This window comes from Paenibacillus oralis (assembly GCF_003863965.1).
In the GTDB taxonomy this organism is placed as follows: Bacteria; Bacillota; Bacilli; order Paenibacillales; family Paenibacillaceae; genus Fontibacillus; species Fontibacillus oralis.
Genome location: NZ_RRCN01000001.1, coordinates 5,256,763 through 5,282,899 on the forward strand (window position 1 = coordinate 5,256,763; position 26,137 = coordinate 5,282,899).

General features: G+C 48.3%; 20 protein-coding genes. 19 read left to right on the forward strand and 1 reads right to left on the reverse strand.

The features are described from left to right. Positions 1-13: 13 nt before the first annotated feature. The 13 genes from EHV15_RS37560 (at position 14) to EHV15_RS23570 (ending at position 15,266) form a co-directional block, all read left to right on the forward strand. Positions 14-1,066 carry a hypothetical protein gene (locus EHV15_RS37560; protein ID WP_246061749.1) on the forward strand — a complete coding sequence of 351 codons (1,053 nt, stop codon included), beginning with the start codon at positions 14-16 and terminating at the stop codon, positions 1,064-1,066. A gap of 398 nt (positions 1,067-1,464) precedes the next feature. Beyond that, positions 1,465-2,031, forward strand: a complete 567-nt coding sequence (locus EHV15_RS23515; protein ID WP_128635499.1) for a sigma-70 family RNA polymerase sigma factor — start codon at positions 1,465-1,467, stop codon at positions 2,029-2,031. Further along, positions 2,028-2,870: a DUF4367 domain-containing protein gene (locus EHV15_RS23520; RefSeq protein WP_128633362.1), complete on the forward strand. Its 843-nt coding sequence runs from the start codon at positions 2,028-2,030 to the stop codon at positions 2,868-2,870. Before EHV15_RS23515 ends, EHV15_RS23520 begins: the two co-directional genes overlap by 4 nt. A 348-nt stretch (positions 2,871-3,218) precedes the next feature. After that, positions 3,219-4,694, forward strand: coding sequence for a phage baseplate assembly protein V (locus EHV15_RS23525; RefSeq protein WP_128633363.1), 1,476 nt, complete (start codon positions 3,219-3,221; stop codon positions 4,692-4,694). 14 nt (positions 4,695-4,708) lie between these two features. Then, a complete protein-coding gene (locus tag EHV15_RS23530) occupies positions 4,709-5,815 on the forward strand; it encodes a pentapeptide repeat-containing protein (protein ID WP_178075940.1) in 1,107 nt (368 codons plus the stop codon). A 10-nt stretch (positions 5,816-5,825) separates the two neighbouring features. Then, the gene (locus EHV15_RS23535; RefSeq protein ID WP_128633365.1) at positions 5,826-6,359 is read left to right on the forward strand and encodes a hypothetical protein; all 534 of its coding nucleotides are present in this window, start codon (positions 5,826-5,828) and stop codon (positions 6,357-6,359) included. Continuing rightward, on the forward strand, positions 6,356-7,021 hold the full coding sequence (locus EHV15_RS23540) for a hypothetical protein (RefSeq protein ID WP_128633366.1): 666 nt from the start codon (positions 6,356-6,358) through the stop codon (positions 7,019-7,021). The genes EHV15_RS23535 and EHV15_RS23540 overlap by 4 nt, the downstream gene beginning before the upstream one ends. After that, positions 7,018-7,425 (forward strand): DUF4280 domain-containing protein, encoded by a 408-nt coding sequence (locus tag EHV15_RS23545; RefSeq protein ID WP_128633367.1) that lies wholly within the window; start codon positions 7,018-7,020, stop codon positions 7,423-7,425. The genes EHV15_RS23540 and EHV15_RS23545 overlap by 4 nt, the downstream gene beginning before the upstream one ends. Positions 7,426-7,451: 26 nt before the next feature. Beyond that, positions 7,452-10,397, forward strand: a complete 2,946-nt coding sequence (locus EHV15_RS23550) for a contractile injection system protein, VgrG/Pvc8 family (protein ID WP_128633368.1) — start codon at positions 7,452-7,454, stop codon at positions 10,395-10,397. A 22-nt stretch (positions 10,398-10,419) separates the two neighbouring features. Then, on the forward strand, positions 10,420-11,049 hold the full coding sequence (locus tag EHV15_RS23555) for a pentapeptide repeat-containing protein (protein ID WP_128633369.1): 630 nt from the start codon (positions 10,420-10,422) through the stop codon (positions 11,047-11,049). 427 nt (positions 11,050-11,476) lie between these two features. Beyond that, positions 11,477-12,046 carry a suppressor of fused domain protein gene (locus EHV15_RS23560; RefSeq protein WP_128633370.1) on the forward strand — a complete coding sequence of 190 codons (570 nt, stop codon included), beginning with the start codon at positions 11,477-11,479 and terminating at the stop codon, positions 12,044-12,046. A gap of 178 nt (positions 12,047-12,224) precedes the next feature. Then, positions 12,225-13,640, forward strand: coding sequence for a PQQ-dependent sugar dehydrogenase (locus EHV15_RS23565; protein WP_128633371.1), 1,416 nt, complete (start codon positions 12,225-12,227; stop codon positions 13,638-13,640). 93 nt (positions 13,641-13,733) lie between these two features. After that, positions 13,734-15,266: a helix-turn-helix domain-containing protein gene (locus EHV15_RS23570; protein ID WP_342774039.1), complete on the forward strand. Its 1,533-nt coding sequence runs from the start codon at positions 13,734-13,736 to the stop codon at positions 15,264-15,266. Between the two features lie 578 nt (positions 15,267-15,844). Here the strand turns inward: EHV15_RS23570 and EHV15_RS23575 are convergent. Continuing rightward, positions 15,845-16,987, reverse strand: coding sequence for a family 8 glycosyl hydrolase (locus EHV15_RS23575; RefSeq protein ID WP_128633372.1), 1,143 nt, complete (start codon positions 16,985-16,987; stop codon positions 15,845-15,847). Between the two features lie 231 nt (positions 16,988-17,218). Between EHV15_RS23575 and EHV15_RS23580 the strand changes: the two genes are divergently transcribed. The 6 genes from EHV15_RS23580 (at position 17,219) to EHV15_RS23605 (ending at position 26,062) form a co-directional block, all read left to right on the forward strand. Continuing rightward, positions 17,219-18,505: an IS110 family RNA-guided transposase gene (locus tag EHV15_RS23580; RefSeq protein ID WP_425464476.1), complete on the forward strand. Its 1,287-nt coding sequence runs from the start codon at positions 17,219-17,221 to the stop codon at positions 18,503-18,505. Between the two features lie 416 nt (positions 18,506-18,921). Then, complete coding sequence (locus EHV15_RS23585) at positions 18,922-20,493, forward strand: response regulator (protein ID WP_128633373.1); 1,572 nt, start codon at positions 18,922-18,924, stop codon at positions 20,491-20,493. A 19-nt stretch (positions 20,494-20,512) separates the two neighbouring features. Beyond that, positions 20,513-22,261, forward strand: a complete 1,749-nt coding sequence (locus EHV15_RS23590) for a sensor histidine kinase (RefSeq protein ID WP_128633374.1) — start codon at positions 20,513-20,515, stop codon at positions 22,259-22,261. Positions 22,262-22,385: 124 nt separating this feature from the next. Then, a complete protein-coding gene (locus EHV15_RS23595) occupies positions 22,386-24,086 on the forward strand; it encodes a type 2 periplasmic-binding domain-containing protein (RefSeq protein ID WP_128633375.1) in 1,701 nt (566 codons plus the stop codon). 36 nt (positions 24,087-24,122) lie between these two features. Next, positions 24,123-25,097, forward strand: a complete 975-nt coding sequence (locus tag EHV15_RS23600; RefSeq protein WP_128633376.1) for an ABC transporter permease — start codon at positions 24,123-24,125, stop codon at positions 25,095-25,097. Between the two features lie 17 nt (positions 25,098-25,114). Continuing rightward, the gene (locus EHV15_RS23605) at positions 25,115-26,062 is read left to right on the forward strand and encodes a carbohydrate ABC transporter permease (RefSeq protein WP_128633377.1); all 948 of its coding nucleotides are present in this window, start codon (positions 25,115-25,117) and stop codon (positions 26,060-26,062) included. Positions 26,063-26,137: the final 75 nt, after the last annotated feature.

Here is a 26,137-nt window from a genome sequence, read left to right on the forward strand (position 1 = left end):
AAAGGTGGGGAATATGGGGAGAAAAAGTGTTTGTATTAAGTTAGTCGCATTGTTTCTTTTAACTGCTTCAATAGTAAGTTGCAGTCCTACGTACAGCAAAATATCCGATAAGTCCCCGGATAAAAACATTGATTTAAGCGACTACCTTACCATCACCTATACGAAGTATACGAACGGGACTGATACGAGCAATGGAATGACGATGGAGGTGTACAGTTATGAGCTTAGCAGCAAAAAGCTGACTAAAGTGACCGAATTGCCCTATACATCACAGTATCCCCTCTCGGTGGCTTCTTTACCTGAGCATAAAATTTACTATTCTGCGGAGGGGGAGCGGGATGAAGACGAACTTTTTGTTTATGATCTAAAGACACAATCTTCAAAGCAGCTAAGTTCCGACCTTTTTGCAATCAATAGAATTATTCCTCTTACTGCCGATAACAAGCTGATCATGGTAGCGGTAAAGCGAGGAGAAATTAACTTGAAAGTCGGCTTTTTCGATAAGAAAGGTGGCGATATCCGCTTTGTGGATGATCAAGATCTGGATACCCATACATGGGACATCGCTTATAATCCGGAAACCAACAAAACGTACGCAGCCCAATATTCTGACGCTCAGAAGCGTATTCAAATGAAGAAAGCGAATATGGCGAATACGGATATGATTCCGTCTAATCACTGGATCATAGAGATTGACAATGCAACGCTAGCGACTCGTAAAATCATTGAGTTGAAGGCGGAAAAAATTCTAAGTTTAACCGTAAGCGGCGATCAAATCCTGATAGCAACGGCAAAGGTCATTAATAGCGGCCCGGTTGAGTATAGCATGGTCAACATTCAGTCAGGCGAAAGAACGAAGTTAGATTTGCCTATTACAGCAAGAAAAGGAATATATCTATCAAAAGATGGGAAAGGCATTTATTATTTGGGTGAGGACAAAAACGCCAAGACCGATCAAAGAGGGATATTTTATCTTGACTTGAAGACCAAGAAATCAGAGCCGATATTTCTTCAAGAAGACGGGTTTATCAATAATTTCAGTTACATTCGACCCGGTTCTAAATAGCAGCAAATGAAGGGGGAAATCGAGCGGGATCCGTCCAAACCTCAATAATTGAGAAGTTTGGGGCATTGGATTCCGCTTTAAATTATTGGAAGTCATGTTCGTGTATGGCTGGCCTTATAACAAAGGTTGGGAATATGGGAAGAATAAGCGTTAGTATGAAATTAGTTGTATTGTTTCTTTTAACCGCTTCATTGGTCAGTTGCAGTCCTATGTACAGCAAAATATCCGATAAGTCCCTGAATAAGAACGATGGAATGACGATGGAGGTGTACAGTTATAAATGCCGGTTTCCTGGGATCAGGAGCCGGTATTTTTTTGTAATGGAACCGGAGGAAAGGCGTATTAACTGTTGAATTACTTGGCCAGGTAATACATTGGCGAAAGGAGACTCTTAAGTGATGCAAGACCGCGCGTTGCTTCACCCTTTCATACAGGAGGAGATCTGGGAAGAGACGGAAATAGACAGGCTGTTTACAGAGATTTTTGAAGCCTACTATAAACGGATTTTCAACTATATCGGCTATCGTGTGAGCAGTGTTCATACCGCTGAGGATCTGACGAGTGTGGTGTTTGAAAAGATATTAAGCAAGCTGGGGACATATTCGCAGAAAAAAGCCCCCTTTGAAGTATGGATGTTTGCCATTGCGAGAAATGTAGTGAACGACTACTACAGAAGGCAAAAAAGACGGCAGTTTTTCTCACTGGAAGCGGTCAGGGAACGGGTATCAAGCAAAAAAGACCCGGAAAACCTGATCCTGCGGGAAGAGCGGAGCGACAAACTGATCGGTGCGCTGAACAAACTGGATGAAAGAGAGCGGAATCTGGTGGCCCTGAAATTTGGAGCCTGTCTCCGGAACACGGAAGTTGCCCAGATTACCGGGTTGACCGAAAGCAATATCGGAGTGATTCTCTACCGTGCCATGAAAAAACTGAAAGCTGAACTTGGGAGTGTGGATCAGTTATGAGACTCAAAGGCAATAACGATAAGTTCTTGTGTGATATGGAGGCTTGTCAGCACGGTGCAGTTCCCGGTGATCTGGCCGATACAAAAGAAAACCGTGAGTTGCTTGAGCTTGGCCAAGCGTTGTCCGGCAAAGATTTCAGCCAACATTCCAACCGCAGAGCTGTGTTGTTTAAAGTACGGACGATGAACAATAAACAGGAGGCAAACACAATGAAAAATAAACGCGGATTCAAACGTCCTGCCATCGCGCTGAGCGCGACACTGGCTGCCGGAGTACTGAGCATAGCCATTGCCCAGCCTTCCTTTGCACAGGATATAGTAGATAAAGTGCTGGCTTCGTTCAATCTGGGACATATTGAGGTGGCGCAGACAGAACCTCAGGTACAACCGGCAGAATCAACGGGCAAGCAGTCTGTAAAAAAGGAAGAGCGGGACCCGGACATCGCGGAGCACATACTCAGAATAAAGGACACAGCGAAGCTGGCCGACTATGCCGACTTTCCGGTAAAGCTCCCGCAGTATTTGCCAAAGGGATACGCCTTTGACAGAGCGGAATTTTATCGTGACGCGGAGGAGGTAAGCGGCAAATATGTCACTCTCCATTTTACAAACGAGGAGACAAAAGGCAGTATCTACATGCAGCAGCGGCTACCTGATGAGGAAACCGCGTACGGCACGGGTACGGACGGCAAGCTTGAGGAATTGCAGTTGAATGGCGTTATAGCGATCCTGATGGATGACAGAGTTCTGCTTTGGGAAACCAAGGACGCACTATATTACCTCTCCAGTCGTAGTGTAGACAGAAGCGAGATCATCCGCATTGCCGAGTCGATCCGCTAATTACTAAATCGAAAGACGTTTATTGGATTTACACAATATGCTCAAATCAAGATGATTGGCCGTACGGGATGTTTGCCCTGTGCGGCTTTTTTTTCTATGGCTGTCTATTTATTATCCTCCCTTCAATTGTCCTCACTAAGCAAAAGAGGGAGCGGCTTGATACGTGTGTGCGAATTGGACAGCCTTCGCGTTGCTAAGACGGACCCCAGCGACCTTAAACGGTCCATAACAGGGGCTGCAATCCTACGTTATATTAAAACCTATATAATATAGACCGATATAGGGATATATAGAGATTAAATGGAACTATATGAATTATTGTTAAAATTTAATAGAGGCAGGTGGAACATGGACGGGACGATTACGCTTAGTCAAATCGAAATTATGCCTTACCAATTAATACATCTCCATGAATTGAAGGTCGTAAAAGCGGCGAATGATCATGCCAGATTGGTTTTTACCGGAACGGTTGACGAAAACTTACGCGACTATTACATGAAGGCTTCGGATGAAGAGACGCAGGTGAAGGTTTTTGTTAAAGATGGGGAAGGGAGCCGGCATGCTCTGTTTCGCGGAATCGCCCTGGACGTTAAGGTTAAGATGGTTAACGGGATTAACTATATGACGGTTGAGGCCATCTCCCATACGTACCAACTGGATATGAAGCGGCGGAAACGGTCGTTTCAAAACCCGCGTATAACCTATACCGAATTAATCAAAAGCATTGTGGAGGAATACGGAAGAGAGGCCGATGTGATGGACATGGCTTCCGGCGGCAAAGTGATCGGGACGCTCGTGATGCAGTACGATGAGACGGACTGGGAGTTTTTAAAGCGGTTGGCTTCCCATTTCTATTCGCCGCTGATCCCGGCTGTCGGATACGGAGTGCCCAAGCTTTATTTCGGGATGCCGATGGGCTTAAGCAAGGGGGAACTGCAGGTTCACAATTACAAAGCCGTAAAAAGAGTATCCGCGTACCAGACAGCTGCAGAAAACCGCATTCCCGGAGTACGGAACGAGGATTTTCTGCAATACGAGGTGGAGGCGGACAAGCTGATGGAACCGGGCCATGAGGTGATGTTTCAGGGGCGGCAGTGGCTGGTCGCCGAGGCGGTGAGCGAACTGCGGCAAGGCTTGCTGAAGCACAGCTACAGGCTGAGTCCGCGCAGCGGGCTGCGCCCGATCAAAATGTACAACCGGGCCATCATCGGGGCGTCCATTCACGGCAAGGTGCTGGCGGTGCGGAAGGACAAGGTGCAGGTGAAGCTGGATATGGACGAGCAGGTCGATCCGGCCACCGATTTCTGGTTTCCTTACTCGACCATCTATGCATCGGAGGGACAGACGGGATGGTATTGCATGCCGGAGGTCGGCGACCAGCTGCGCATTTATTTTCCCAGCTACAAAGAGGAAGAAGGCTACGCGATCAGTTCGGTGAAACGGACAAACCCGGTTGCGGCAGCAGCAAAAGGCCAGACGTCCGCAGTAGCGGCAGCCCCCGAGCCGCATAACTCGGCCGCTGGTGAGGATGTGATGGCCGATCCGGCGGTAAAAACGCTGCAGACGAAATACGGCAAAAAAATCGTGCTGGCCCCGGACAAAATCGTGATCTCTTCGGGCGGGATGTCCATCACCGTCAGCGACAGCGAAGGAATTACGATCAAAAGCGACAAGGATATCAGCATTACGGCGGGTGGAGAGCTGGTATTGTCCTCCCAGATGCTGCAGCTGTCGGCGGACAAAATCGAATTATCCGGCAAGGGAAGCACCTTGTCTTTGGAAGAGGAGATTTTATTGTCCGGGTCGGAAATCAAAATGAACTGATGCGAGGAACGCCTATGAATAAGCAGGATGCGTTACGGCAACTTTCGGAAGAAAAAGTACTCCCTTTGCTTAGTGACTGTCTTCAGGAGGTGGAGCTGGAGTTTTTGCACAACCGGCAGTGGCTGACGGAACAACTGAAAGCGTCTTTTGCTGCGTTATGCCGCCAGGCGTTCGACATGCAGCAGCGTTCGCAAAAAGCGCCGATCGCCTATATTCATTATTCCATGCTGCGCACCTCCTTGCTGGATCAATCCTTTACATATTTGCTCGCGGCCGATTCGCGCGAATTTTATTTTGACGAGGCTGAGTGTGCGGTTACGTATGACGCCGGCTGGGCCTACCGGAGCTATTCGCGCTTTCTGGCCGAATTGGAACGGGAAGGCAAGAAATATATGGGCCTGCTAAGCGGGGCCGATGCGGAGCGTCTGGCGCTCGAGTACGCTCCCGCGTTTGACCAATACGTCACCGCTTTATTGCGGACTGCCATGCCTGAACTCGTAAAAGTTCCCGAGTTTACCGCGCTCGACAAAGCCGACCGGCTGCAGATCAGGACGGGGGAACTGATGGACCGGGGCGAGATATTGTACTGGGAGGAGAAGCAGGCGGGCGAGGCGGAAAAAATACAGGCGCTTCTCGGATCGGATGAAGGTGACCGCGGAAGGCTGGCCTATACTCATTTTCGCAGCTTGCCGTTAACCGGGCATATTTTTAACGGAAAGAAGATGCCTTATTCCGATTTCAGCCGGGGCAACCTTAGTTTCTGCCGCTTTGTGGAATGCAACTTGGTCGGGACGAGCTGGCGGGGAGCAAACCTAAACGGGGCGGAGTTCCGCGGAAGCCTGCTTACCGACGCCGATTTTACCGATAGCGATCTGCAGGGCGCGGTATTCGTGAATATCGGCCGGCTGGAGCCGCTGGATTCCATTTACCGCCTGCCGGGATTGCTGGGCTTACGTTTTGATCGGGCAAGGCTGGACGGGGCTGATTTCACCGCAGCGGGTTTGAAAGGAAGGGTCAGCTTTCACGAGGCTTCGCTGGAAGGCGCGCGCTTTCGCACATTGGACCGAAAGAAATTGGACCTGAGCGAGGAGCAGGCAGGATCGGTTCATTGGATCGAATAGAGAGGGGAAGATGAGGCTGCCTGACTATTTTGTGATGAAAAACGATCCGCGTATAGCTCATAAACCGGCCGTGCTGCAGATCGACTTGTTGAAGAAGCCCTTTCATGAGCTGCCGCCGGTGCAGGTGCTGGAGGCGAGACCGGATCCCGCGATGGAGGCGGTGGATTGGATCGCTGATCCGGTACCGCTTTACTCGGACGCGTTGAAAAATATTGCGGAGAAATACAACATATTTATCCGGTTCAAGAAGGTCTATATCGTTGATCCTTCATCCGGGAATGACCTGGTCTACTGGCTCGCCGATTATCCGTCCGTGGACGTGTTGTCGTCCGCAACAGAATACCACGTCCATAACGGGTCGGTGAAGCGTCTGGTGCTGGACCGGGGCAAGTTGCGGGGGCATCACATCGTGCAGATTCGCGGACCGAGAAGAGGAGAAAGCTATCTTGCGATCAGCCTCCATGCCGCCGAGAGTTTTTTGCGCCGGGGGTTAAGCGGTTTTGTTTTGGAAAAGACCGAACTGGATGGAGGGTATGCTCTGTGACCGATTATTTGGATGAACAGTATTTGACGGCGTACAATCAGCGGCTGATGCACCGGAAGCTGACCGAGGCCGCAAACGACGATTCGTGGATGAGCGTCGGCATGGACGAATGTCTGGAAGGCCTGGAGCGAGGAACGATTGATTTGCGCGATGGACAAACGATCGGCGTCGCAGGGCGAAGCGCTTTGGGCGGACAGTTGGCGCTTTTGATGCCGGAATCGTTTCACCCTGACATTCCGATAGGGCAAGGGAGGCCGGCTCCTACGCGCAGTTACTTTCTGGATCGCACGGCCGCCGCAGGCTTTGGAGTGAAATGGCTGGACATCGAACTGGGTGAAGCGCAGCTGGAGCCGGTACGCGATATGCTGCTTACGAACAGCTTGTTTGCAAAACCGGAAATGAAGGTACAGGGAAAGGGCGTTTACCACGGGAAGAAGCAGCCGTTTGCTTATTATGAGGCACTTTTTTTGGCGGGTGCCAAGCCTTATTACCAGGTAGTTCTGGTCAGTTACTGTCAGCGTGAAATAGAAGGAGACAGCGGAAAAGGATTGATGGCCAGTGCGCAGTTTCCTTTGCCGGAAGCGGGGCTTTATTATCCGCTTGCCTTTGCTATGGCGGGGGCGCTGCGCTGGGAAAAAGCCGAAAAGGAGGTCAGCCGATGAATCTGCAGCAATTATTAATGGCATATAGCTTCGGGGCGTTAAATGAGGAGTACTCCTATGTGGTTCGGGGGGCCAAACTCGAATGCGATCGAGGGAATCGCCCGGGGGTGCTTAATTTGCCGCTCAGCCACGGCGTATATGTCAAAGGCAAGCCGGTGATGAATATTGCCGATTGCGTCTGCGGACCCGATGCCAACATTAGCAATGTGGGCGCTTTTGGCATGTGTAAATTGTTAAACAATATCTGCAAGCCGAAAATCGACTTCGGGTCGAAATGGACGGATGGCAAGGAGGATGTTCTGGTCGAAGGGGAGCAGGCTCTGCTGAGCAAATCGACGCTGCGCTGCACATGTAAAAGCCCCGGGGGGATCATTACCATTACGAACGATGGGCAGGGCGGCTGATTTCGATAGGGAAGGAGGGGAGGAACGTGGCTGCAACCACCGATAACGTCATTACATATGGGCAGTTAAAAATGGTTTGGCCGTACGGCGAGTTTCGCCTGGCTGGGGTGGAACTTTGCCATTCAGCCGGGGAACATGCGCGGCTAAGCATTCAAGGTAGCGCCGATCCGGCTAAGGAAGAGACGATCCTTAGGCGAACGAGTTCGGATGATTTGATCGAGCTTTGGCACACCGATGATGTGGGGCAGGATCAGCCATTATTTAAAGGGCAATTGTATGATATCGAAATTTCGAAGGCGATGGACCGGCTGAATATAAAACTGGAGGCGGTGTCGCACAGCTTCAAGCTGGACACGACACTCCAAAACCGCTCTTTTCAGCATGTAGGTCAAACCTACGTCGAGGTCATTCGCCAAGTGATCGGAGACTATCCCGGCGCGGATATGATCGATGAAGCGTTTGACAAACGGGCGACCGGACGGTTTATCTTGCAGTATCAGGAGACGGATTGGAGTTTTTTGCAGCGTTTGGCTTCGCATGCCGGGGCGATGCTGGTCCCGAATATTACGGCGCATCGGATTCAGTTCTGGGTGGGGCTGCCGCAAGGCCGGCGCCGCTTGAAACTGGAGACTGTCCCCCTCGTGTACGAGCGGAAAATGATTCCGCTGGCATCGTTAAGCGCTGCAAATGAAGCTTCTGCGGGGGAAGATGTTATCCGGCATACCGGGTATACGTTCGAATGGCCGGAAATTTTGCAGCTTGGCGATGAGGTGGAGTGCGGGGGAGTAATCTTTGCCATTTACAAACGCACTGCCCGGATGCGTCAGGGAGTTTTGACTTGGAGTTACGAGTGCGGACGTCCGGAAGGGCTGATCGTTCCGAAGAAATATAATTCCACGGTGATTGGCGCGGCGATCGAAGGGAAGATTTTGCAAAACAGCCGCAACCAAGTGCGCATTCATCTGGATATGGACGAAAAGCAGGACCCGGAGGACGCCCAGTGGTTCCCTTATGCCGCCGAAGGCAGTCAGGTATGGTATATGATGCCGGAAATCGGCAGCCGGATCAAGCTGTATTTTCCCAGTGCGGACGAGGATGAAGCGATGGTCATCCAGTCGGTGCGGATGGAGCCTGCTCCAACGTTTACGCCTGCGGTTGGAGGAGCCAGGGGAGCGTTACCTGCGGAGAGTTTGCCGGAAAGTCCGGCTGACAAATATGAGCGCAAAATGCAGGACCCGGGCGTAAAATCATTCGGCAACCCGCAGGGCAAAGAAATCGTGCTCGGCGATGCGGACTTGTTGATCAGCGCACAGGAAGATACCTTGTATATCGGGATGAACCAGACGGGCGGAGTTCGCCTCCAGAGCTCGCAAAAAATAAACGTCAGCGCCGGGAAAAATTTGTTTTTGCGGGCGGGCCAAATCCGGGTGGAAGGAACGGACGGTCTCGATGTAGAAGCAAAGAACAGCAAGGCACAGCATAATGAATCCGCTGAATTCAGCGGGCAGCAGGTCGAATTGGCCGGAAGTCTGCACCAAACGTATGAGAAGCTCTTGTCTCCGTTTGAGCAGGTGCTGAAGGAGAAAGGGGCGGCATATGCCGTCGGGGAAGTTGCCCTGAACAATATTGGGGCGACACTAAAAGGGGAATGGGATGGAGCCGTAGAATACGTTAAAGGTTTATGGAATACAGCCAGCGATATTTCGGACGCGCTTTTGACGGCGCAATTTGGAGATCCTCTGGTCAGCTCATACTACGGACTGTTTACCGACGAAGAGGTCAAACCGCTCGCGGAACGCAATGAGACGGTGAAATCGGCTATCAACACTGGACAATACGTATTGGAAGCGGTGACCTATCAAAAATCGGGCTCCGAGCTGCTGCATGATGGTGGAGAGACCTTAAAGGGTTTCGTGAACCCGTTAGTCAAATGGTGGAACAACGGCTTGCCGAACCCGCTCACCGATCGGGAAGACGAGAGCTATCAGATCGGGTATGACTCGATTGAAGCCGCGGGTTTGGCGGTGGATATCGGCCTTACCGCTGCTGGAGGAGCCGGGGTCGCCAAAAAAGCGGCCAGCATGTTGAAGGCGAAAAGCGCGGCAGGCCGGGCCCTGGGGAACGCGGAAATGGGCGCGGCCGGTGCTGCCGGAGGCCTGGGGCTCGCAGGAAAAATGAAGTCATTTTTCACCGACGAACACGGAACTCCGAAACTGGGGGACGGCAAGCTAAAAACCGGAAGCTTGAAATCTTTGGAGCAAGCGGCGGAAGCTTTTGAGGAAATCCTGGAAGGCCTCTCCCTAAGCCTGCAAGGCTGGATGAGCGGCATGGGCGGAAGACGCCTCGGCTTCGAAGGTAATGGCGGCGGAGGCTTAGGACGTCATTTTGAGGTGGAGTATAATAATGATTACCGGAAACATCATGGTGGCGGGGGAGATGAGAGGAAGGATAGAGGTAATAAAGAGAGACAGGAAGAGACTGAGGGAACGCCGAAAGCCGATTTAGACAAAATCAGAGAAACTGCGCCGGATTACTATAAAGAATTGATAGACAAGTATGGAGATAAGGGAAGATATTTTGATAGGTCTATAGAAGAGTATGAGAGTTTGGCAAAAGATCCAGACCATAATTTTAACATTGATGACAAATCTAAAATAGAACGACAGGCTGGGCTTGAATTAGAGGTTAGGGAAGAACTTGCGGGGCCAATTATTCGTGACCCAGTTAAGGGTAGAGGTGAATTTATCGATAGGGATGGACAAGTATGGGATGTAAAAGGATTTAACTCTTATTATCCTCCTAGAAAAGGTGGGTTCAGATTAGATAGAGCATTGATAGATATAGAGGATGAACTTCGAAAGGGAGAAAATGTTATTCTTGATACCACTAAATTATCTCAGGATCATATTGATCAACTAAAAAAAGCTATCGGTACAATGGATTGGAAGGTGAATATCCTTTGGTGGCCATAACATGGGCAGAGGAGTGTAATGGATGTTAACACAACAAGAACTAAATAAAATGGTGGAAGATCACCAGTTATGGATAACTGAATCCAAATCGAAAGGTTCACAATTGCAGTTAGAGGATGTTACTTTACTAGAGTTAGATTTAGTTGGTAGGAACTTGACAGATGTTGTATTAGTAGGCTCAACATTGCAAAAGTGCTTGTTAACCAATACTGATTTTTATTATTCGAATCTAGCATCTCTAAATATTCTAGAGACGAGTATGAATGGAATAATTTTGACAAAGTCAAATCTGGATTACTCATTATTTAAAAAATGTGATGCATCTTACTCTAAGGTGATAAAAGCTACGTTTTATGAATCAGTAGCCGAGGAAGTGGATTTTTCCAACTCTAGCATGATGAAGGCAAGATTTATATATTCTAATCTTAAAAATATCAAATTTATAAATTGCGATTTATCTAGGGCATCTTTTAGAAATTCTAAACTTCTAGGTGTAGATTTTACTAATGCTGATTTATCGGAAGTTGATTTTTCAAATGCAGAGATTAGTAATGTCATTTTTAATGGGGCTTTCTACAACGATAAGACTACTTGGCCTGAAAATACAAGTCCGGAACAAGTGGGGGCCATTTTTAAAAAGGATTATGAGTAAATTGTATAATACCCATTCCAATGCTTAATGAAGCACTTATTACCAATATTAGCTTATTCTCTTGTTATGAAGTCATCAAAAATTAGATGTACTTATACGTTACGTTAAACAGGTCTATTATGGTTAGATAACCTATATAGACCTGTTTTTTTAAGCTTTTTCTCTTTAAGGTTTTAAATCACTAGCCGAACGTCGAATCAGGGATTGCAAAAAGCATGCTTATAAGTATTGCTCTAGAATACTCTCTTTTTGTTGAAGGATGTGCACACAGTCAAGTGGATGGGCCATCACCAACACACTGCCTGAGGTTAACAGGTAGAGTATAATAATGATAATTACCACAGGCACCATGGTGGTAGAAGGAGAAAAGAGAGCCTGTCAGTTATAACTATGAAGTAGAAGAAACTTATAAAAGGTGTTAATTAGGATGATTAACTTTGGAGAATTATACTACGACCATTACAGCAAATTTTTAGGGAACCCAATCGACCGAGAGGTATTTAAAAATATTGAGGAAATGCCAAAAATACAAATTTTGAAATATGAAAATGTGTTTGAAGAATGCTTAGTTTATAATACTCTCGGATTTAGCAAGTATGAGGAGGTAGTAGGCGATAATATAGAGGTTTCAATGGTAGTTGATGGAGCATTTAGCAGTGCTGGATATATTCTTGCAAGTACATTGTTTTATTGTATAGCTAACCAAATGCAAATGGAACGAGGAATAGCGATTAGCGGCATTGAAAACATTGATAAATCATTCGTACAAAAATACAACAAAGGTGCAGTTTATTTTACTGAACCATTTGCATTCCCAGAAGAATACAGCCATGTCACAACTAAAAGCGAAGAAAAAGATGGGAGAATTCTTTTAGCCTTTTTTATCTCACAATCAGAATATGAATATTTCATAAAAAATGGGGCGGATAAATTTGAGGAGTTGCTAGAAGAAAAGAATGCTGATCCGTTTCATGTTAGTAGAGAATCTGTAGTTTGAAGTCTATTCTACTCAATTCAGGATGACGCTATAATTTATAGCTAATCAGCACGTTCAATTAAGCACATCGTGTACCGTCAGATTAAAGGGTGATCGGCCCCGGCCCCCAATTTGGTACTAATGAAACCGTACTTTTCATATTCTTTAAAAGAAAAAATAGGGGGGAGTGTAAAGCTAGTTGAAAAAAGTTAAGGTTAGTTTACAGCCCATTGTAAGTAAGATAAATTTACCGACTGTAATGAAAACAGCTGTGCTTCCGGGGGACTCCATTGAAAGATTATTTATTGCAACCCAGGTAGGAGAGATCTTTTACATAGGAAACGGAGTTATAAGGACTTTTTTGGATATTCGCCCACGAATCATAAAACTAGGTGCTTCTAGAGGCGGATATGACGAACGCGGATTAGTTGGGCTGGCGTTTCATCCCGATTTTTATTATAACGGCCGGTTTTATCTTCATTATTCTGTGGCCGGAACACAAGGTCCGGGTGCTCTTCCTAAACCTTTTAAGCCTGACCCATGTGATCCGGAAACCTTAAACTTACAGTGGATGAATAGAGAAACGCAATATGATCACATTGATACCGTTGAAGAATGGATTTTACAGCCGAATGGGCAACCTCAAAAACGACGGACATTGCTTAACATAAGAAGACCATTTTTTAATCATAATGGCGTCAATAGTTTAAACTTTTCACCTGAAAATGGAAAACTGATTTTAACAACCGGAGATGGCGGAGCGGGCTATGACCCATTTAATTTAAGTCAGGATGATATGGAAATCGCCGGAAAAATAATTGAAATCGATGTGGCTAAGAATACACTTATCGAAAATCCGCCTGTAGTCACACGTTTTAATGAACTTCCATCACCTATTCAGGAAACGCTTACGGCAATGGCTAAAGGGGTTCGCAATATTCCGGGGGTTTCCTTTCAAAGGTCTTATAGTCAGTATATTAAATATGTAGGAAATGTCGGGCAAGGTTTGGTAGAGTCGATTTTTTCATTCACTCATTATAAACCCATACCGGTTACACAGCTTATTCAAGCTTCTTTAATGAAAGTTGAGCTTGACTCGGAGGGATTTATTAATTTTGGCTGGCGAGGGTGGGAAGGTGCTTTTCCGACTTCGATTATAAGAGATTGTCCCTCGAACCCGGCTTTGGATGAGAAAACAATCGCTTATTACGATGAAGCAGTACAAACTTCAGTGCGGCGTCTTCAGCCTTTAACCAGTTATTTTCATAAAGACCCCCGTCCCGATAAGTTTGGAGGAACTTCACTTACAGGCGTCCAGTCATATATGGGGAATGGAATCCCCGATTTGATGGGAAGCGTTGTGTTTACCGATCTTGCCCGAAAAGAAGAATCTCGACCTCCGGTTAATGGGGTTCTGGCTTACACTAGGATAAGAAATGATTGCAAACTAAGTGATTTTGGTGTGATTGAAACCAATTATAACTTTGGGTCTCAATCCGCTTATTATGTTAGTTTGGGGACGAATCTGGATCAGAGCAGGCTATATTTAGGGGTGCATGGCTCTATGAAAGTGACTGATTTTAATCAAGGTACTGTTTTTGAAATTGTTCCATAATCCGTATAATGGATAACCCAGAGCCGAAGCATTCAAAAGAATGGAGGATCAGTGCATGAGCGAATACGATTTGGATGGCTGGATGGACTCAACGTGGATCAATCCATATTAGGGGGTTACCTAAGGTTACGATGGAAACGGACACATTTTTTTCCTTATTATTTATTGACCAATGTTACAATAAACAATATCATTAGGAATATATGGTTGATAATTCCATTATTGAACAGAGGAGGTGTTCGTATGAAGCCGGCAAGCACGATTCGCTCTCAATTGGAGGATTATTTAAAAAACAAGAGACTCTCGCTCAATCAGTTCACCGAACTTACAGGGATCAATTCCGGAACGTTAAGCGGGATCATCAATGGCCATCGTCCCATTGCCATGCAGCAGCTTGACCGGATTACGGCGGGAATGGGGTTGCCCGAAGGTTATTTTTACGATTTGTATGTTGACGAGTGTTTCTTTCAGGCCGCGCCCGACTGGCGCAGACTGGGGCCCTTCTTGCGGCGGTGCGCCGAATTGAACAAGCTGGACTGTATCGAGCGGTCAATACGCTTAATGTTGGACAACCTATCTTACATACCATTGCTTTTTCACTTGGCCGAGCAGTTTTTTCATGAAGGCCAACGAGAAGCGGCCATCTTGCTGTACGAAGCGGTAGCGGAAGGTGAACAGAAGCAGCATTCCGAACGGCTGGCGCTGTGTCAATACCGGTTGTTCACGTTGCGGCTGTCTAAAGATCAGAACCGGAATTTATTGTTGACCGTGCAATTTGAGCCTTTTGTCGACCGGCTGGACGAACTTTATCAACTGGATGCGCTGAATGATTTAATCAATGTGTTTTCTTCCTTGCGTCGTTGGGACAAGTTAAAAGAATTAGGGGAAAAACTTAAAATAAAAGCAACCATTCATTATGAGTTAAACGGGAGCAAAAAATCACCGGAAACCAAAAAGCAGATTGTTTTTTACATTTTGTATTCCTATTTGGTATTGGGTGAAGCACACTTTTATACGAGAGATTATGAAACCGCGCTGCATTATGTCTCCTTGTATACGGATTGCAGTTGGGTCAAGAACCCCACTGAAGACGAGACGGCAGTGATCGAGCAATTTCAGGAATGGGCTGAAGGCAACCGTCATATGTATCAACTAGTGTCAGGTAAGGTCGAGGTTCTGCCGGAATATTTAAAGTTTATTTCCACAAGGGGGAATGAAGTATTCCCGGCCTTATGTGAGATCGTGACTGCTGCGAACAAGTTTGATATTAACATCGACGATGTGCTTGAACAATACGCATCTTATCTAACTTACCAAGAGCAACACTATCGTATTAAGAAAATTAGCGAGCAATTCACCGCAGATCGATACGCAAACATGTTGGCAGGTTTAGGCGAGTATTATTTAAATAAAAAAGATTTTGCCCAAGGGCTGAAGTATGTACTGGACAGTTTGGCATTCGCGATTGAAATTTACAACAGATACGGTATGCTAAAATGTATAGGGATATTTGAACAATACCGGAATTTTGCAACGGAAGCGGCGAACGAGCGGTATAAAAATTTAATTAGCGAGGTGCGGAAACTGAATGAAGAGGAAATTGGCTTTATGGATAGCTACTTGTAGCTTATTGGCGGCTGTGGCGGCCCCAGTTACTACTCTAGTCTCTATCGGAAAGCAACACAGCCCCGTTCTTTTCACCACGAATGGTCACGGTTTGGGTTAATATTAAACTTTATAATTGTAAAAAAGACCACTTGGCTATCATTGGCCTCGCTGGTCTTTTTTTGCGGTTTTATTGCATTCATGAATACTTTTTCGCCGGGCCGGTTGACACGCAAAAGTGTGCTTGACCGGCTTGGCTCCGACCATTAATTGCAAATCATACAACTAACTTTACGTTCATTCACCTAATCATCTGTTTAATTGCATTTCATACATTTATTTCCTCGATTTTAGCCTCATTCTTCAAAAGATAGCGGAGTAATTGCAGGTTTTACACTTAATCAAGTGCTGTGGCAGCATTTGCGGATAAGTAAATGTACATTTTGCAACTATTCTATTCAACATGGACCAGGAAAGCTAGGGCTGGAAGCAGGTATGCTCAGGTGAGGCGTCGCTTTACTGCAACCGCTGAAGCTGATCCACAAAATCGCCTCCGAAGTCGCCTCTGAAATCGCCTCAAAATGCATAAATCGGGCCCGTCAGTAAATCCGATAATTTCCGCTTAAGGCCAACAGGCTAAAAAAATACAGGCAGTTGTCGTAATAACGCCGTTGGCCGGTGCGTAAAGGTGTATTCCAAAGCAAACGGACAAAATGACGCGCTTCCGGGCCGTCGGCGGCGAGCGAAGCCATCGCGTTGGTCGCCAGCAATCCTATCGGGTGCAGCGCCGGTTCGTCGAAGGGCTGTCCGTCTATGGTATACCGGCGGTAATCCGAAACTTCAATGTTCCGGAAAAAGCTTTGAATCCGGTTGGATTGCCCGACCTGCCAGGGATCTTTTCGGAACCATGCCCAATCCAGCCCGATATTGGCGGCAACCCGGTAAGCGTCGCTGAAGAAATGACGGAAATCGCCATGCGGCTGCGGCTCTGCCGGGGTTCCGTCAAAATTGGCGTATTCGGGGGCAAGTCCGGTTTCCGGATGGCATGCGGCGTGAAGGTAGGTGCGGCTGGCATCCGCCGCTTGCTTCCAAAACGCGCTGTCCCGCTCGTCGGCCCGAAGGGCGAACAAATCGTAAAAATGCGGCAGATGGTAAGACGGATCGCTGAAAGGGGATTCCGGTACGAATTTGATTAATTTCGTTTCCGGGTCCCACATCGGGTCGCCGTCGCCGGCTTCGCCCTGATGCAGGCATGCGCGCAAAATCGTTCGCGCCTGCTCGGAATAGTTATAGGGTTCCGGCCCGTCTCCCCAACGGCTTGCGGCGAAAAACAGGGCCATTGCGAAATATTCTTCCCCGTCCGGCGCAGGCCCCTGGGAGATGCGAATACCGTCAGGCTTGCAATGCCAGGCAAAGTAATGGGCGTAACGGCCTTCTCTATGCTGCATAAACGTCTTCGAGAAGTTCCACAACCGGTCAAACTCTTCTTTTTTGTTCATTTGCACGGCCATCATCATCCCGTAGGACATCCCTTCCGTCCGAACGTCCAGATTGCCGGTATCGAGAATATAGCCTTTATCGTCGCCCAGCGGATAATAGATCCGCACATCCGGATCTCCATAAAACAAATCGGCCCATGTCCGTTCGAGCCTAGCCTCGATGTCCGCTTCGGAGTAGCCGAGCTCCTTGAACAGGTTCCTGTATTCTTTCGTATAAAAAGCGCCTTGTTGGATAATCGGCATAGAAAAATCCTCCATATTTTCTATTTTTGCTATATTATAGCACAATAGGAGGTGAATGAATTAAAGCGTTTTCCCGAAAAAGTATAGTATGTATAACTCTTCATAAGGAGCCATTCCTGTAATGAAGTAATTTGCCCCTTGAAAAGAAAAAGCGCCTCCTGTATGCTGGGTCTCGGAATGGTGGCCATTCACTGCCCTAATTGAAGGAGGACGCTCTACATGAAGTATAAGCTGAAACAGAAAAAGAATCAACGAATTACACGAATTACCGAATCGACACTGGTCGTCGGAGCGGATATCGCCAAGAAGATTCATGTGGCTCGTGCAGTAGATTTCCGTGGCATTGAGCTTGGAAAAGACTGCGTGTTTCATAATAGCCAGGAAGGGCTGACGAAGCTGGCGACGTGGATGAAGGAGCTCGGGCAGACACACGGCAAGACGGACATCATATTTGGCATCGAGCCTACTGGACACTACTGGTTTCCGTTAGCAGCCTTCTTACAGGATCAAGGGATTCAAGTCGTAGTGGTAAACCCGCATCATGTCAATAAGTCGAAAGAGCTTGAAGATAACTCACCGACGAAGAGTGACTACAAGGATGCAAAAGTCATCGCAAAACTCATTCGGGATGGGAATTACTCCGAACCGAAGTTGCCGACGAAGGAATTCGCAGAACTGCGGATCCTGATGAACCTCCGCGAGAAGGTATCGGACAGTCTAACTCAAGTCAAAAGCCGCATCGGCAATTGGTTTGATCGATTCTTTCCGGAGTACGCAAAAGTGTTTAAAAACTGGAGTGGCAAGGCATCGTTCATGACCATGCGAGCCTTCCCGTTGCCTGCTGATATCGTCGCCAAGGGCGCTAGAGACGTCCTAGCGCATTGGAAGACGGAAGTCAGGCGTGGCGTTGGAATCAAGCGGGCAGAAGCGCTTTACGCTGCAGCAAGCGTCTCCATCGGTCTGACAGAAGGCATCGTTGCCGCCAGGCTGGAACTAAGTACGCTACTGTCGCAGTTTGACCTGTTTAACGAGCAGCTTGAAACGATTATGCATCAAGTGGCCGGAATTTTGGAGGGCATTCCAGGAACGACAGAAATGCTGTCTGTACCCGGAATCGGCGTTCTGACCGTAGCCGGATTTCTAGCCGAGGTTGGAGATCTGAATCACTACGATCACGGTCAGCAGATCATTCGTCTGGCGGGCCTTAATCTGATGGAAAACAGTTCAGGCATACGGAAAGGACAGACAGGCATAACCAAGCGAGGGCGATCACGCCTACGGGCGCTGTTGTTCCGAGCGGTGATGCCGCTGGTTGCAAAGAATCCGGAGTTCCAAGCGCTTCACCGGTATTACACGACGCGGAGCCAGAACCCGCTGAAGAAGAAGCAATCTCTCATTGCCCTATGTGGAAAACTCATACGGGTGCTTTATACCCTGGGAACAAAGCAAAGAATGTATAACGCCAACGATGTCATGGGCCCCGTTAGGCAAGCCCAGCTGCAACAATTGGCTGCATAAAGTCAAGGAAGCAATCACCCTGCAATATCGCTTATTCACATGTGTACAACTAGACAACGGAAGCACCGGAGAAGCCGACGCACGACACACCGTAAGGGCAACGACCCTGTAAAGGAGCGAGAAACGGCATCCACCCCTTGAGAGGTAGAACGAAGGAATGTAAGGGCATAGACCCAGTGTGACATGGGAGGGTGAACCCCAAGGGCGGAATGTGGAGATCCATTGTGCGATCATAACCAATTATCTACAGTTTTGGAAACGAGAAGATCCTAAGCTCTGTTCCCGCCTACGCTCTTACAGAAAATCGTGGTGTAGACTATATTCTCCACCAGTATCTCTTACACTGTCAAAGTTGAAATATTGAGAATGAACGAGAAAACAGGAGAAGTTATTACTTTATAGTGGGAGGGGTCTAAATGTATTCCATCATCATTGTGGACGATGAGTTGTTTGTCCGGAAAGGCTTAATCGAAATGATCGATTGGGAAAGCAGCGGCTTTAAAGTGATTGGCGAGTCCGACAACGGAGAAGACGCCCTGGCGATCATCCAGGCGAAAAAGCCGGATCTAGTCGTGACCGACATCCGTATGCCGGTGCTGGACGGGCTCGAATTGATCGAGGCCGCGAGCAAGCTGCAGTTGGAAACGGAATTCGTCATCATCAGCGGGCATAACGATTTCCGCTATGCCCAGCAGGCGGTGCGGTTCGGCGTGCAGGATTATGTGCTCAAGCCCATCGATCCGGACGATATTCAGCAAGCGCTCGTTAAGCTTAGAGACAAGCTGTCGGCAAAACAACGGTTGCGGGATCAAAACCGCAGGCAGATGGGCGAAAAACTGATTGAAACCCTGCTGCGGGACGAGATCGACGAGACGGCGTTGGATGAGTGGAGTAAGGTTTCTTTTTTCGACGATGCGAAAGCGTTTACTTACATATTGCTGGAAGTTAACAATGTCGTACCTTGGAAAAATGCGGTTTCCCCGGCAAGAGACCGGCTAATGGAAACCGTCCGGGAAACGGTGCAAGAACTCGGCGCTGCCGCTTCGCCGCCGATCGTGTATGAGCATCGCCGCACGTACGGCTTCATTGTGCCGGATACGTACCTCATCCCTTTCGGCGGAGATATCCGTCTTTTTATGCGGTCCGCGCTTCGGCGGCTGAAGGATGCTTTCGCCCTGGAACTGCGAATCTATGCCGGCCAATCCGTCGAATCCTTAAACCGGTTGAGGTTCTCCTATATCAGCGCGAAGGAAACGATGCAGCACAAATGGCTCCGTCACAACACCCATGCGCTGCTATACTCGGACATCGCCGGCGCGGAACTGAACTATTTGCATCTTCGCGAACCGTCGATCCACGCTTTGATCGAAGCGGTCGAAGCATCGGACAGGGACGGCATTCGAAGCGCCATCGACCGCATCTTTGCGGATTTTCTGGAGCGGAACTTCTCTATCGAAGCGATCAAAACATCGATCATGCAATGTGTTCTGGGCATCGTGCACTCCGTCAGAAGCGTGGAAGGTGACGAGAAGGAACTCGGCCTGATCGAGGCGATTCTGGGCTGGCACGATTATAATCTCACATTGGAAGAATTGCGCGGATTATTTGGCGAATTCGCGTCCGAAGCCGCGGAACTCGTCAAACAGCTTTATAATTCCAGCGGCAAGAGCGGAATTCACAAAATTAAATCGTACGTGGACCAGCACTTCCAGCAAAATTTGAGCTTAAAAAGCCTTGCGGCGCAGTTCTTCATGAACCCCGCGTACGTCGGGCAATTGTTCAAGAAGCATTATGGCGTTTATTTTAACGAATATTTGCTGCTGCTGCGGATCGAAGAGGCCAAAAAACTGATGAGGCAAAAGGATATGCGCGTTTATGAAATCGCCGAGCGGATCGGATTCAACAGCGCCGAGTATTTTGTCTCCCAGTTCGAGAAGGTCGAGAAGATGACCCCTACGGAATACCGCAATCGCATGAGCAATCGGTAGCGGAAGGGGGCGGCGCGCGATGAACCGACTGCTTCATAATACCCGGCTAAGGAACAAGATGCTGCTGGTCTATTTTCTTTGCATCTTTACGCCGATGATCGTGACCAACGCTATTTTTTATAATCTCATCTCGAATAATGTCAGGGAGGGGAGAGTCAGGGATATCGACCTGGCGGTGGAGCAAATCAAAAACGAATTCCGCTCCCAGGTTGACGATGCGGTGGGCTTGTCCTCATTTTTTTACGCCGACCTCAAGACCAATGAAATTCTGGAGCGGAATTTTGCCAATACGGAAGATTACGTCGAAGCTTATGACGATTATTTAAGACGGGTGCTGAACAGTTATCACCCCGTTTCCCTGTATCTCCAGAACATGATGATTTACGTGAACAACCCGACGCTGCTGAATTCCGGAAACATCGGCTACCTGTCGGATGATATCAGGTCGGAGGATTGGTATCGAATGGCGGCGGGCAGCGATCGGACCCAGCCTGTGTTTGCGCGCACGAAAACGGATGACGGGCATTTCGCCAGTTTCTCGCTGATCCGGCGTCTGGACTATTTTGCGAACCGGATGTCAAAGGAAAAGCTGCTCAAAATCGATTTTAAAACGATCGATCTGGTGTCTCTGTTTTCGAACTTAAACGTGCAGGGAGATATGTATCTGATCAACCCGGACGGCGGGATCGAGTATACGACAAACGGGGAAATCGACTGGCAGGGCGGGAATGAAACCTCGTTCGCCTCGCTCGGATCGGACAAAACGATCCGGTTCGTGAAGGAATACCGGGGAGTCAGTTATCTGGAAGGATGGAAGATCGCCGGCATCGTCAGCGAAGGCGAAATCGTTAAGGAAGTCCGCGAGTCGCGTGATTTTATTTTATGGTCCGGCGGCGTGATGATGATCATTCCGACCATAATTATTCTTATCATCACCCGGTCGATTAACCTGCGCATCATCCAAATCCTGAAGCATATGAAAAAAGTGAAAAGCCAAAGTTTTGAACCGATTCAGGGCGAGGCGCACAAGGACGAGATTGGTCAATTGACGCTGGAATTCAACCGGATGATCCTGCAGATCAAAAGCTTGATCCATGACGTGTACCTGGCGGAAATCCAGAAGAAGTCGCTGGAGCTGGAGCGCCGGAAGGCGCAGTTGAATGCATTGCAAAGCCAAATGAATCCCCATTTTCTGTTCAATGCCCTGGAAACGATTCGGATGAGAAGCTTGCTGAAAAAAGAGCGCGACACGGCTAAGATTATCCATAGCATGGCCAAATTCTTCCGGGGCTCCTTGACCTGGAACAAAGACCGGGTTTCGGTGAAGGAAGAGATGGAGTTTATTTTATGCTTTTTGGACATTCAGAAATATCGCTTCGAGGACAAACTGGACTGCCGGATCGCCGTCGCGCCGGAAGCGTACGAATGCCTGGTGCCGAAAATGGCGTTCCTTCCTTTCGTCGAGAATGCCTGTATCCACGGCATCGAGCCGCTGAAACACGGAGGGATGATCGAGATTCGCATCGACGCCACGGAAGATGAACTGACTTTTACCGTCAGGGACAACGGGATCGGCATGGACGATGAAACGGTCAACAAGCTGTACCGTTACCTGGAGGCCGAGGAAACCATGGGCGAACGCATCGGTGTTCAAAACGCGATTTACCGAACCAAAATAATATACGGGGAGAAGATTCGTTTTTCGCTGGACAGCCGTCCGGGAGAAGGGACCTGCGTCATGCTCGCCATCCCGAACGAAAAAAGTTGACCGCCGAAACAAATACTGAAATTTTTGCAGGAAGCCCTATAGTTCTCCGGGTAACCCCAAATGGAAAACGATTTTATACTGTTCCTGTAAATACCAATCAACAAACGAAAGGGGCAGATCAGTTTTGACAAAAAAGAAATTTTGGGTTCTCTTTCTGGTCGCGGTATTGCTGTTGTCTGTAATCTCCGCTTGTTCCGGCGGCAATAACAACCATAAAGCCGCGGGCGAGACAGGCAACAACCCGGAAGAAAGCAACAAGCAGGACAAGGTCACCTTTACGATCTTTAATGGCGTGGCCGGGTCCAAGGACCGCAATACAAACGAGACCACCCTCGGAAAAATGCTGGAAGACCAAACTGGAGTCAATTTCAAACTGGAGTTTCTGGTCGGCGACCTGAATACGAAAATCGGTACGATGATCGCCGCGAACGAGTATCCGGAAGTGCTGATTCCGGATGCGGCGATGGAAAGCGTTTTGAACGCAGGCGTATTTATCCCGCTTGACGATTTGATCGAAGAGCACGGCCCGAATATCAAACGGGTATTCGGTCCATATTTTGACCAGCTTAGAGCTGAAGACGGCAAGCTTTATTTCCTTCCGATCGCCGTGCAGGTCGGCGACTTCGTTCCGGACCCGGAGCCCGGAGCCGCATTTTGGATTCAGCGCCGCGTCTTGGCCGAGGCCGGTTACCCGAAAGTCAACACGCTGGATCAATATATTGAACTGATTAGAAACTATGCCGAGAAGCATAAGGATGAAGATTTGACGGGCATGATCACCCTTACGCATGACTGGAGATTTTTTGCGACATCCAATCCTCCGATGCATCTCATGGGTTACCCGAACGACGGCGAAGTCATCGTCGATCCGGGAACGTTTGAAGCCAAGACGTACGCGGCATCAGACGCAACGAAAAGATGGCTGAAGACGCTGAACGAGTTAAATGCGGAAGGTCTGTTCGACAAGGCTTCTTTCGTGGACAATTACGACCAATACATCGCCAAATTAACCTCCCATAAAGTGCTGGGCTTTTTTGATTACCGCTGGCAGGTGGGAAATGCGCTCAACGTCCTGAAGGACGCGGCGCGCAAGGATCCCGCCCAGGACGCTTACAACTACTTCCCGCTTCCCGTTACCTTTGACGAGAACACGCCCGATGCGTATGTCGACGCCGAAGGCGGATTGGCAACGAACCGCGGCATCGGTATTACGGTCAGCGCAAAAGACCCGGTAAGAATCATCCAATATTTCGACAATATACTGACCGAAGATAACCAAACCCTGTTGTCTTGGGGCATCGAAGGCGAAACCTATGAAGTCAACGAACAAGGCCGCTTTTACCGGACACAGGAACAGATCAACATGATCGACGAAGCTTTTAACGAGAAGTTCGGCTTTAAATATTACAATTGGAACTGGCCGATGTACAACGCCAATTCCACACTCGCGAGCGGGAATCCCAAAAGCGTGGCTTACCAGCCCGAAGTATTCCAAATGAGCTTGACGCAGGCGGATAAGGACATTCTGGACAAATACGGCGTGCAAACTTACAGCCAAATGTTCGCGGCCCCAAAGTTCCGCCCTTGGTATCCTGCCTGGGGATTCGCCAAGGAACAAAATTCGCCGCAGCAGCTGTGGGAAACGGCCAAGGATGAACTGACCAAGAAATACTTCCCGAAACTCGTGCTCGCAACGCCGGATAAGTTTGATTCGGTATGGAGCGAATACATGAACGAATTTGGAAAACTAGACACGGCCGGCTATGAAAAGTGGACGACGGAGCAAGCGCAGGAGAAAGTCAAAATCGTTACCGGCGGTAAATAATCGATTCTATCGGAAGGCCGGGGAGGAGAGAATAGTATGGAGACTGATTCGGTGCTGGCCGCGTCCCGGCCGGAGACATACAAAAAACCGAAAGGGATCGGGCCGTTTTTCAAAAAGTTGGTGCAGCAGCGCGCCTTGGCCGTAATGACTATCCCTTTTTTCATATGGCTCGTCATTTTCAAATATGTTCCTTTATGGGGCTGGACGATTGCTTTTCAGGATTATAAACCGGCGCGCGGGTATTTGGATCAAACCTGGGTCGGATTTCAACACTTCACATTTTTGTTTGGAGACGAGCGGTTTTTGCGCGTATTGCGAAATACGCTGGCCATGAGTTCCATCAACTTGATTCTCGGCTTTGTGACGGCGATTACGCTCGCGCTGCTGCTCAATGAACTCCGGAACGTAGCATTTAAGCGGACGGTGCAAACGATTAGTTACCTGCCCCATTTCATTTCCTGGGTAGTGGCCGCAAACATTATTCAAACGACGCTCGCGCCTGACGGAATCATCAACCAGCTGTTGATCTGGACGGGATTGGTTGATCGAGGGAACGAAATATTATTTCTGGGGGTTCCCGAATATTTCTGGGGAATATTTGGAGCCAGCTCCGTCTGGAAGGATATCGGCTGGAACACGATCGTGTATTTGGCCGCGATAACGACGATTGATCCGGCGCAATACGAAGCCGCCGAAATCGACGGCGCCAGCAGGTTTAAACGCATGATCTATATTACATTGCCGGGCATTAAATCCGTCGTTGTCGTCCTTTTAATTATGAATATCGGCTATTTGCTGGAATCGGGATTCGAGCCCCAATATTTGCTGGGTAATGGCATGAACGTGGATTATTCCGAAAACATTGACATATTCGTATTAAAATACGGCATCGCCCAAAGCAACTTCTCGCTATCCATCGCGGCCGGCATGTTCAAGACGGTGGTCAGCTTCATCTTGCTGTTCTTCGCGAACCATGTCGCGAAACGGGCGGGTGAAGCCAGACTTTTCTAGAGAAGGAGGCAAAACCAATGGATCATCGATCCGCAAACGCCGCGAGAAGGGTTAGGAAACCGCGAATTAAATCTTCCGGCGGTGATCGTATTTTTGATCTCTGCAATTACATCTTTATGGTTCTATTGATGGCCGTGACGCTATATCCGTTCATAAATGTTCTGGCCGTATCGCTGAACAGCGCTCAAGATTCGCTCAAAGGGGGGATTTATTTGCTTCCGAGGATCTGGACGCTGGACAATTACAATTATGTTTTCAGGGAAGCCACGATATTTCACGCCACGCTCGTCTCGATATTGCGTACGATCATCGGTACGCTGGCTACGGTGTTTTGCTCCGCCATGGTGGCTTATTCGATCAGCAGGCAGGATTTCGTGCTCCGCAAATTTATTACGATCGCCTTTATTTTAACCATGTATTTTAACGGTGGGTTGATCCCCAACTATTTGCTGATGAGGGATTTGCAACTCGTGGGCAACTTCTGGGTATACATCCTGCCCGGATTAATCGGCGTGTTCAACCTGATCATCATCCGTTCCTTTATTGAGAATCTCCCCGAGAGCATTCTGGAATCGGGGCGGATTGACGGAGCGGGCGATTACAGAACTTTTTTCAGCATCGTATTGCCGTTGACGACGCCGGTTTTGGCTACGGTGGCCTTGTTCTCGGGCGTCTTTCAGTGGAACTCCTGGTTTGACGTGTTTTTGTACAATTCTTCGCACATTGAATTAAGCACACTGCAGTATGAACTGCAGAAAATTTTGCAGAATTCCAATACGACTTCGGGAACTTCGAGCCTGGACGGAATGATCCTGGGCGCCAGCGGAGCGCAGCAAAACACCGTTACACCGTTGTCCGTTCGCGCCACGATGACGATGGTTGCCTCCGTCCCCATTATCATGGTGTATCCTTTCTTGCAAAAATATTTCGTCAAAGGCATGATGGTCGGCGGGGTTAAAGGGTGATCAAGCCGCCGCGGGAGTCGCATGCTTATCGTGATATGATCAAGGCCGTGAGCATAATCGATTTACGATCCTGGG

Excerpts from the sequence above, each read along its gene's own strand:
- EHV15_RS23515 (WP_128635499.1), top strand. The coding sequence starts at position 1,465 with ATGCAAGACCGCGCGTTGCTTCACCCTTTCATACAGGAGGAGATCTGG.
- EHV15_RS23545 (WP_128633367.1), top strand. The coding sequence starts at position 7,018 with ATGAATCTGCAGCAATTATTAATGGCATATAGCTTCGGGGCGTTAAAT.
- EHV15_RS23520 (WP_128633362.1), top strand. The coding sequence starts at position 2,028 with ATGAGACTCAAAGGCAATAACGATAAGTTCTTGTGTGATATGGAGGCT.
- EHV15_RS23600 (WP_128633376.1), top strand. The coding sequence starts at position 24,123 with ATGGAGACTGATTCGGTGCTGGCCGCGTCCCGGCCGGAGACATACAAA.
- EHV15_RS23585 (WP_128633373.1), top strand. The coding sequence starts at position 18,922 with ATGTATTCCATCATCATTGTGGACGATGAGTTGTTTGTCCGGAAAGGC.
- EHV15_RS23590 (WP_128633374.1), top strand. The coding sequence starts at position 20,513 with ATGAACCGACTGCTTCATAATACCCGGCTAAGGAACAAGATGCTGCTG.
- EHV15_RS23530 (WP_178075940.1), top strand. The coding sequence starts at position 4,709 with ATGAATAAGCAGGATGCGTTACGGCAACTTTCGGAAGAAAAAGTACTC.
- EHV15_RS23535 (WP_128633365.1), top strand. The coding sequence starts at position 5,826 with ATGAGGCTGCCTGACTATTTTGTGATGAAAAACGATCCGCGTATAGCT.
- EHV15_RS23555 (WP_128633369.1), top strand. The coding sequence starts at position 10,420 with ATGTTAACACAACAAGAACTAAATAAAATGGTGGAAGATCACCAGTTA.
- EHV15_RS37560 (WP_246061749.1), top strand. The coding sequence starts at position 14 with ATGGGGAGAAAAAGTGTTTGTATTAAGTTAGTCGCATTGTTTCTTTTA.
- EHV15_RS23525 (WP_128633363.1), top strand. The coding sequence starts at position 3,219 with ATGGACGGGACGATTACGCTTAGTCAAATCGAAATTATGCCTTACCAA.
- EHV15_RS23605 (WP_128633377.1), top strand. The coding sequence starts at position 25,115 with ATGGATCATCGATCCGCAAACGCCGCGAGAAGGGTTAGGAAACCGCGA.
- EHV15_RS23575 (WP_128633372.1), bottom strand. The coding sequence starts at position 16,987 with ATGCCGATTATCCAACAAGGCGCTTTTTATACGAAAGAATACAGGAAC.
- EHV15_RS23560 (WP_128633370.1), top strand. The coding sequence starts at position 11,477 with ATGATTAACTTTGGAGAATTATACTACGACCATTACAGCAAATTTTTA.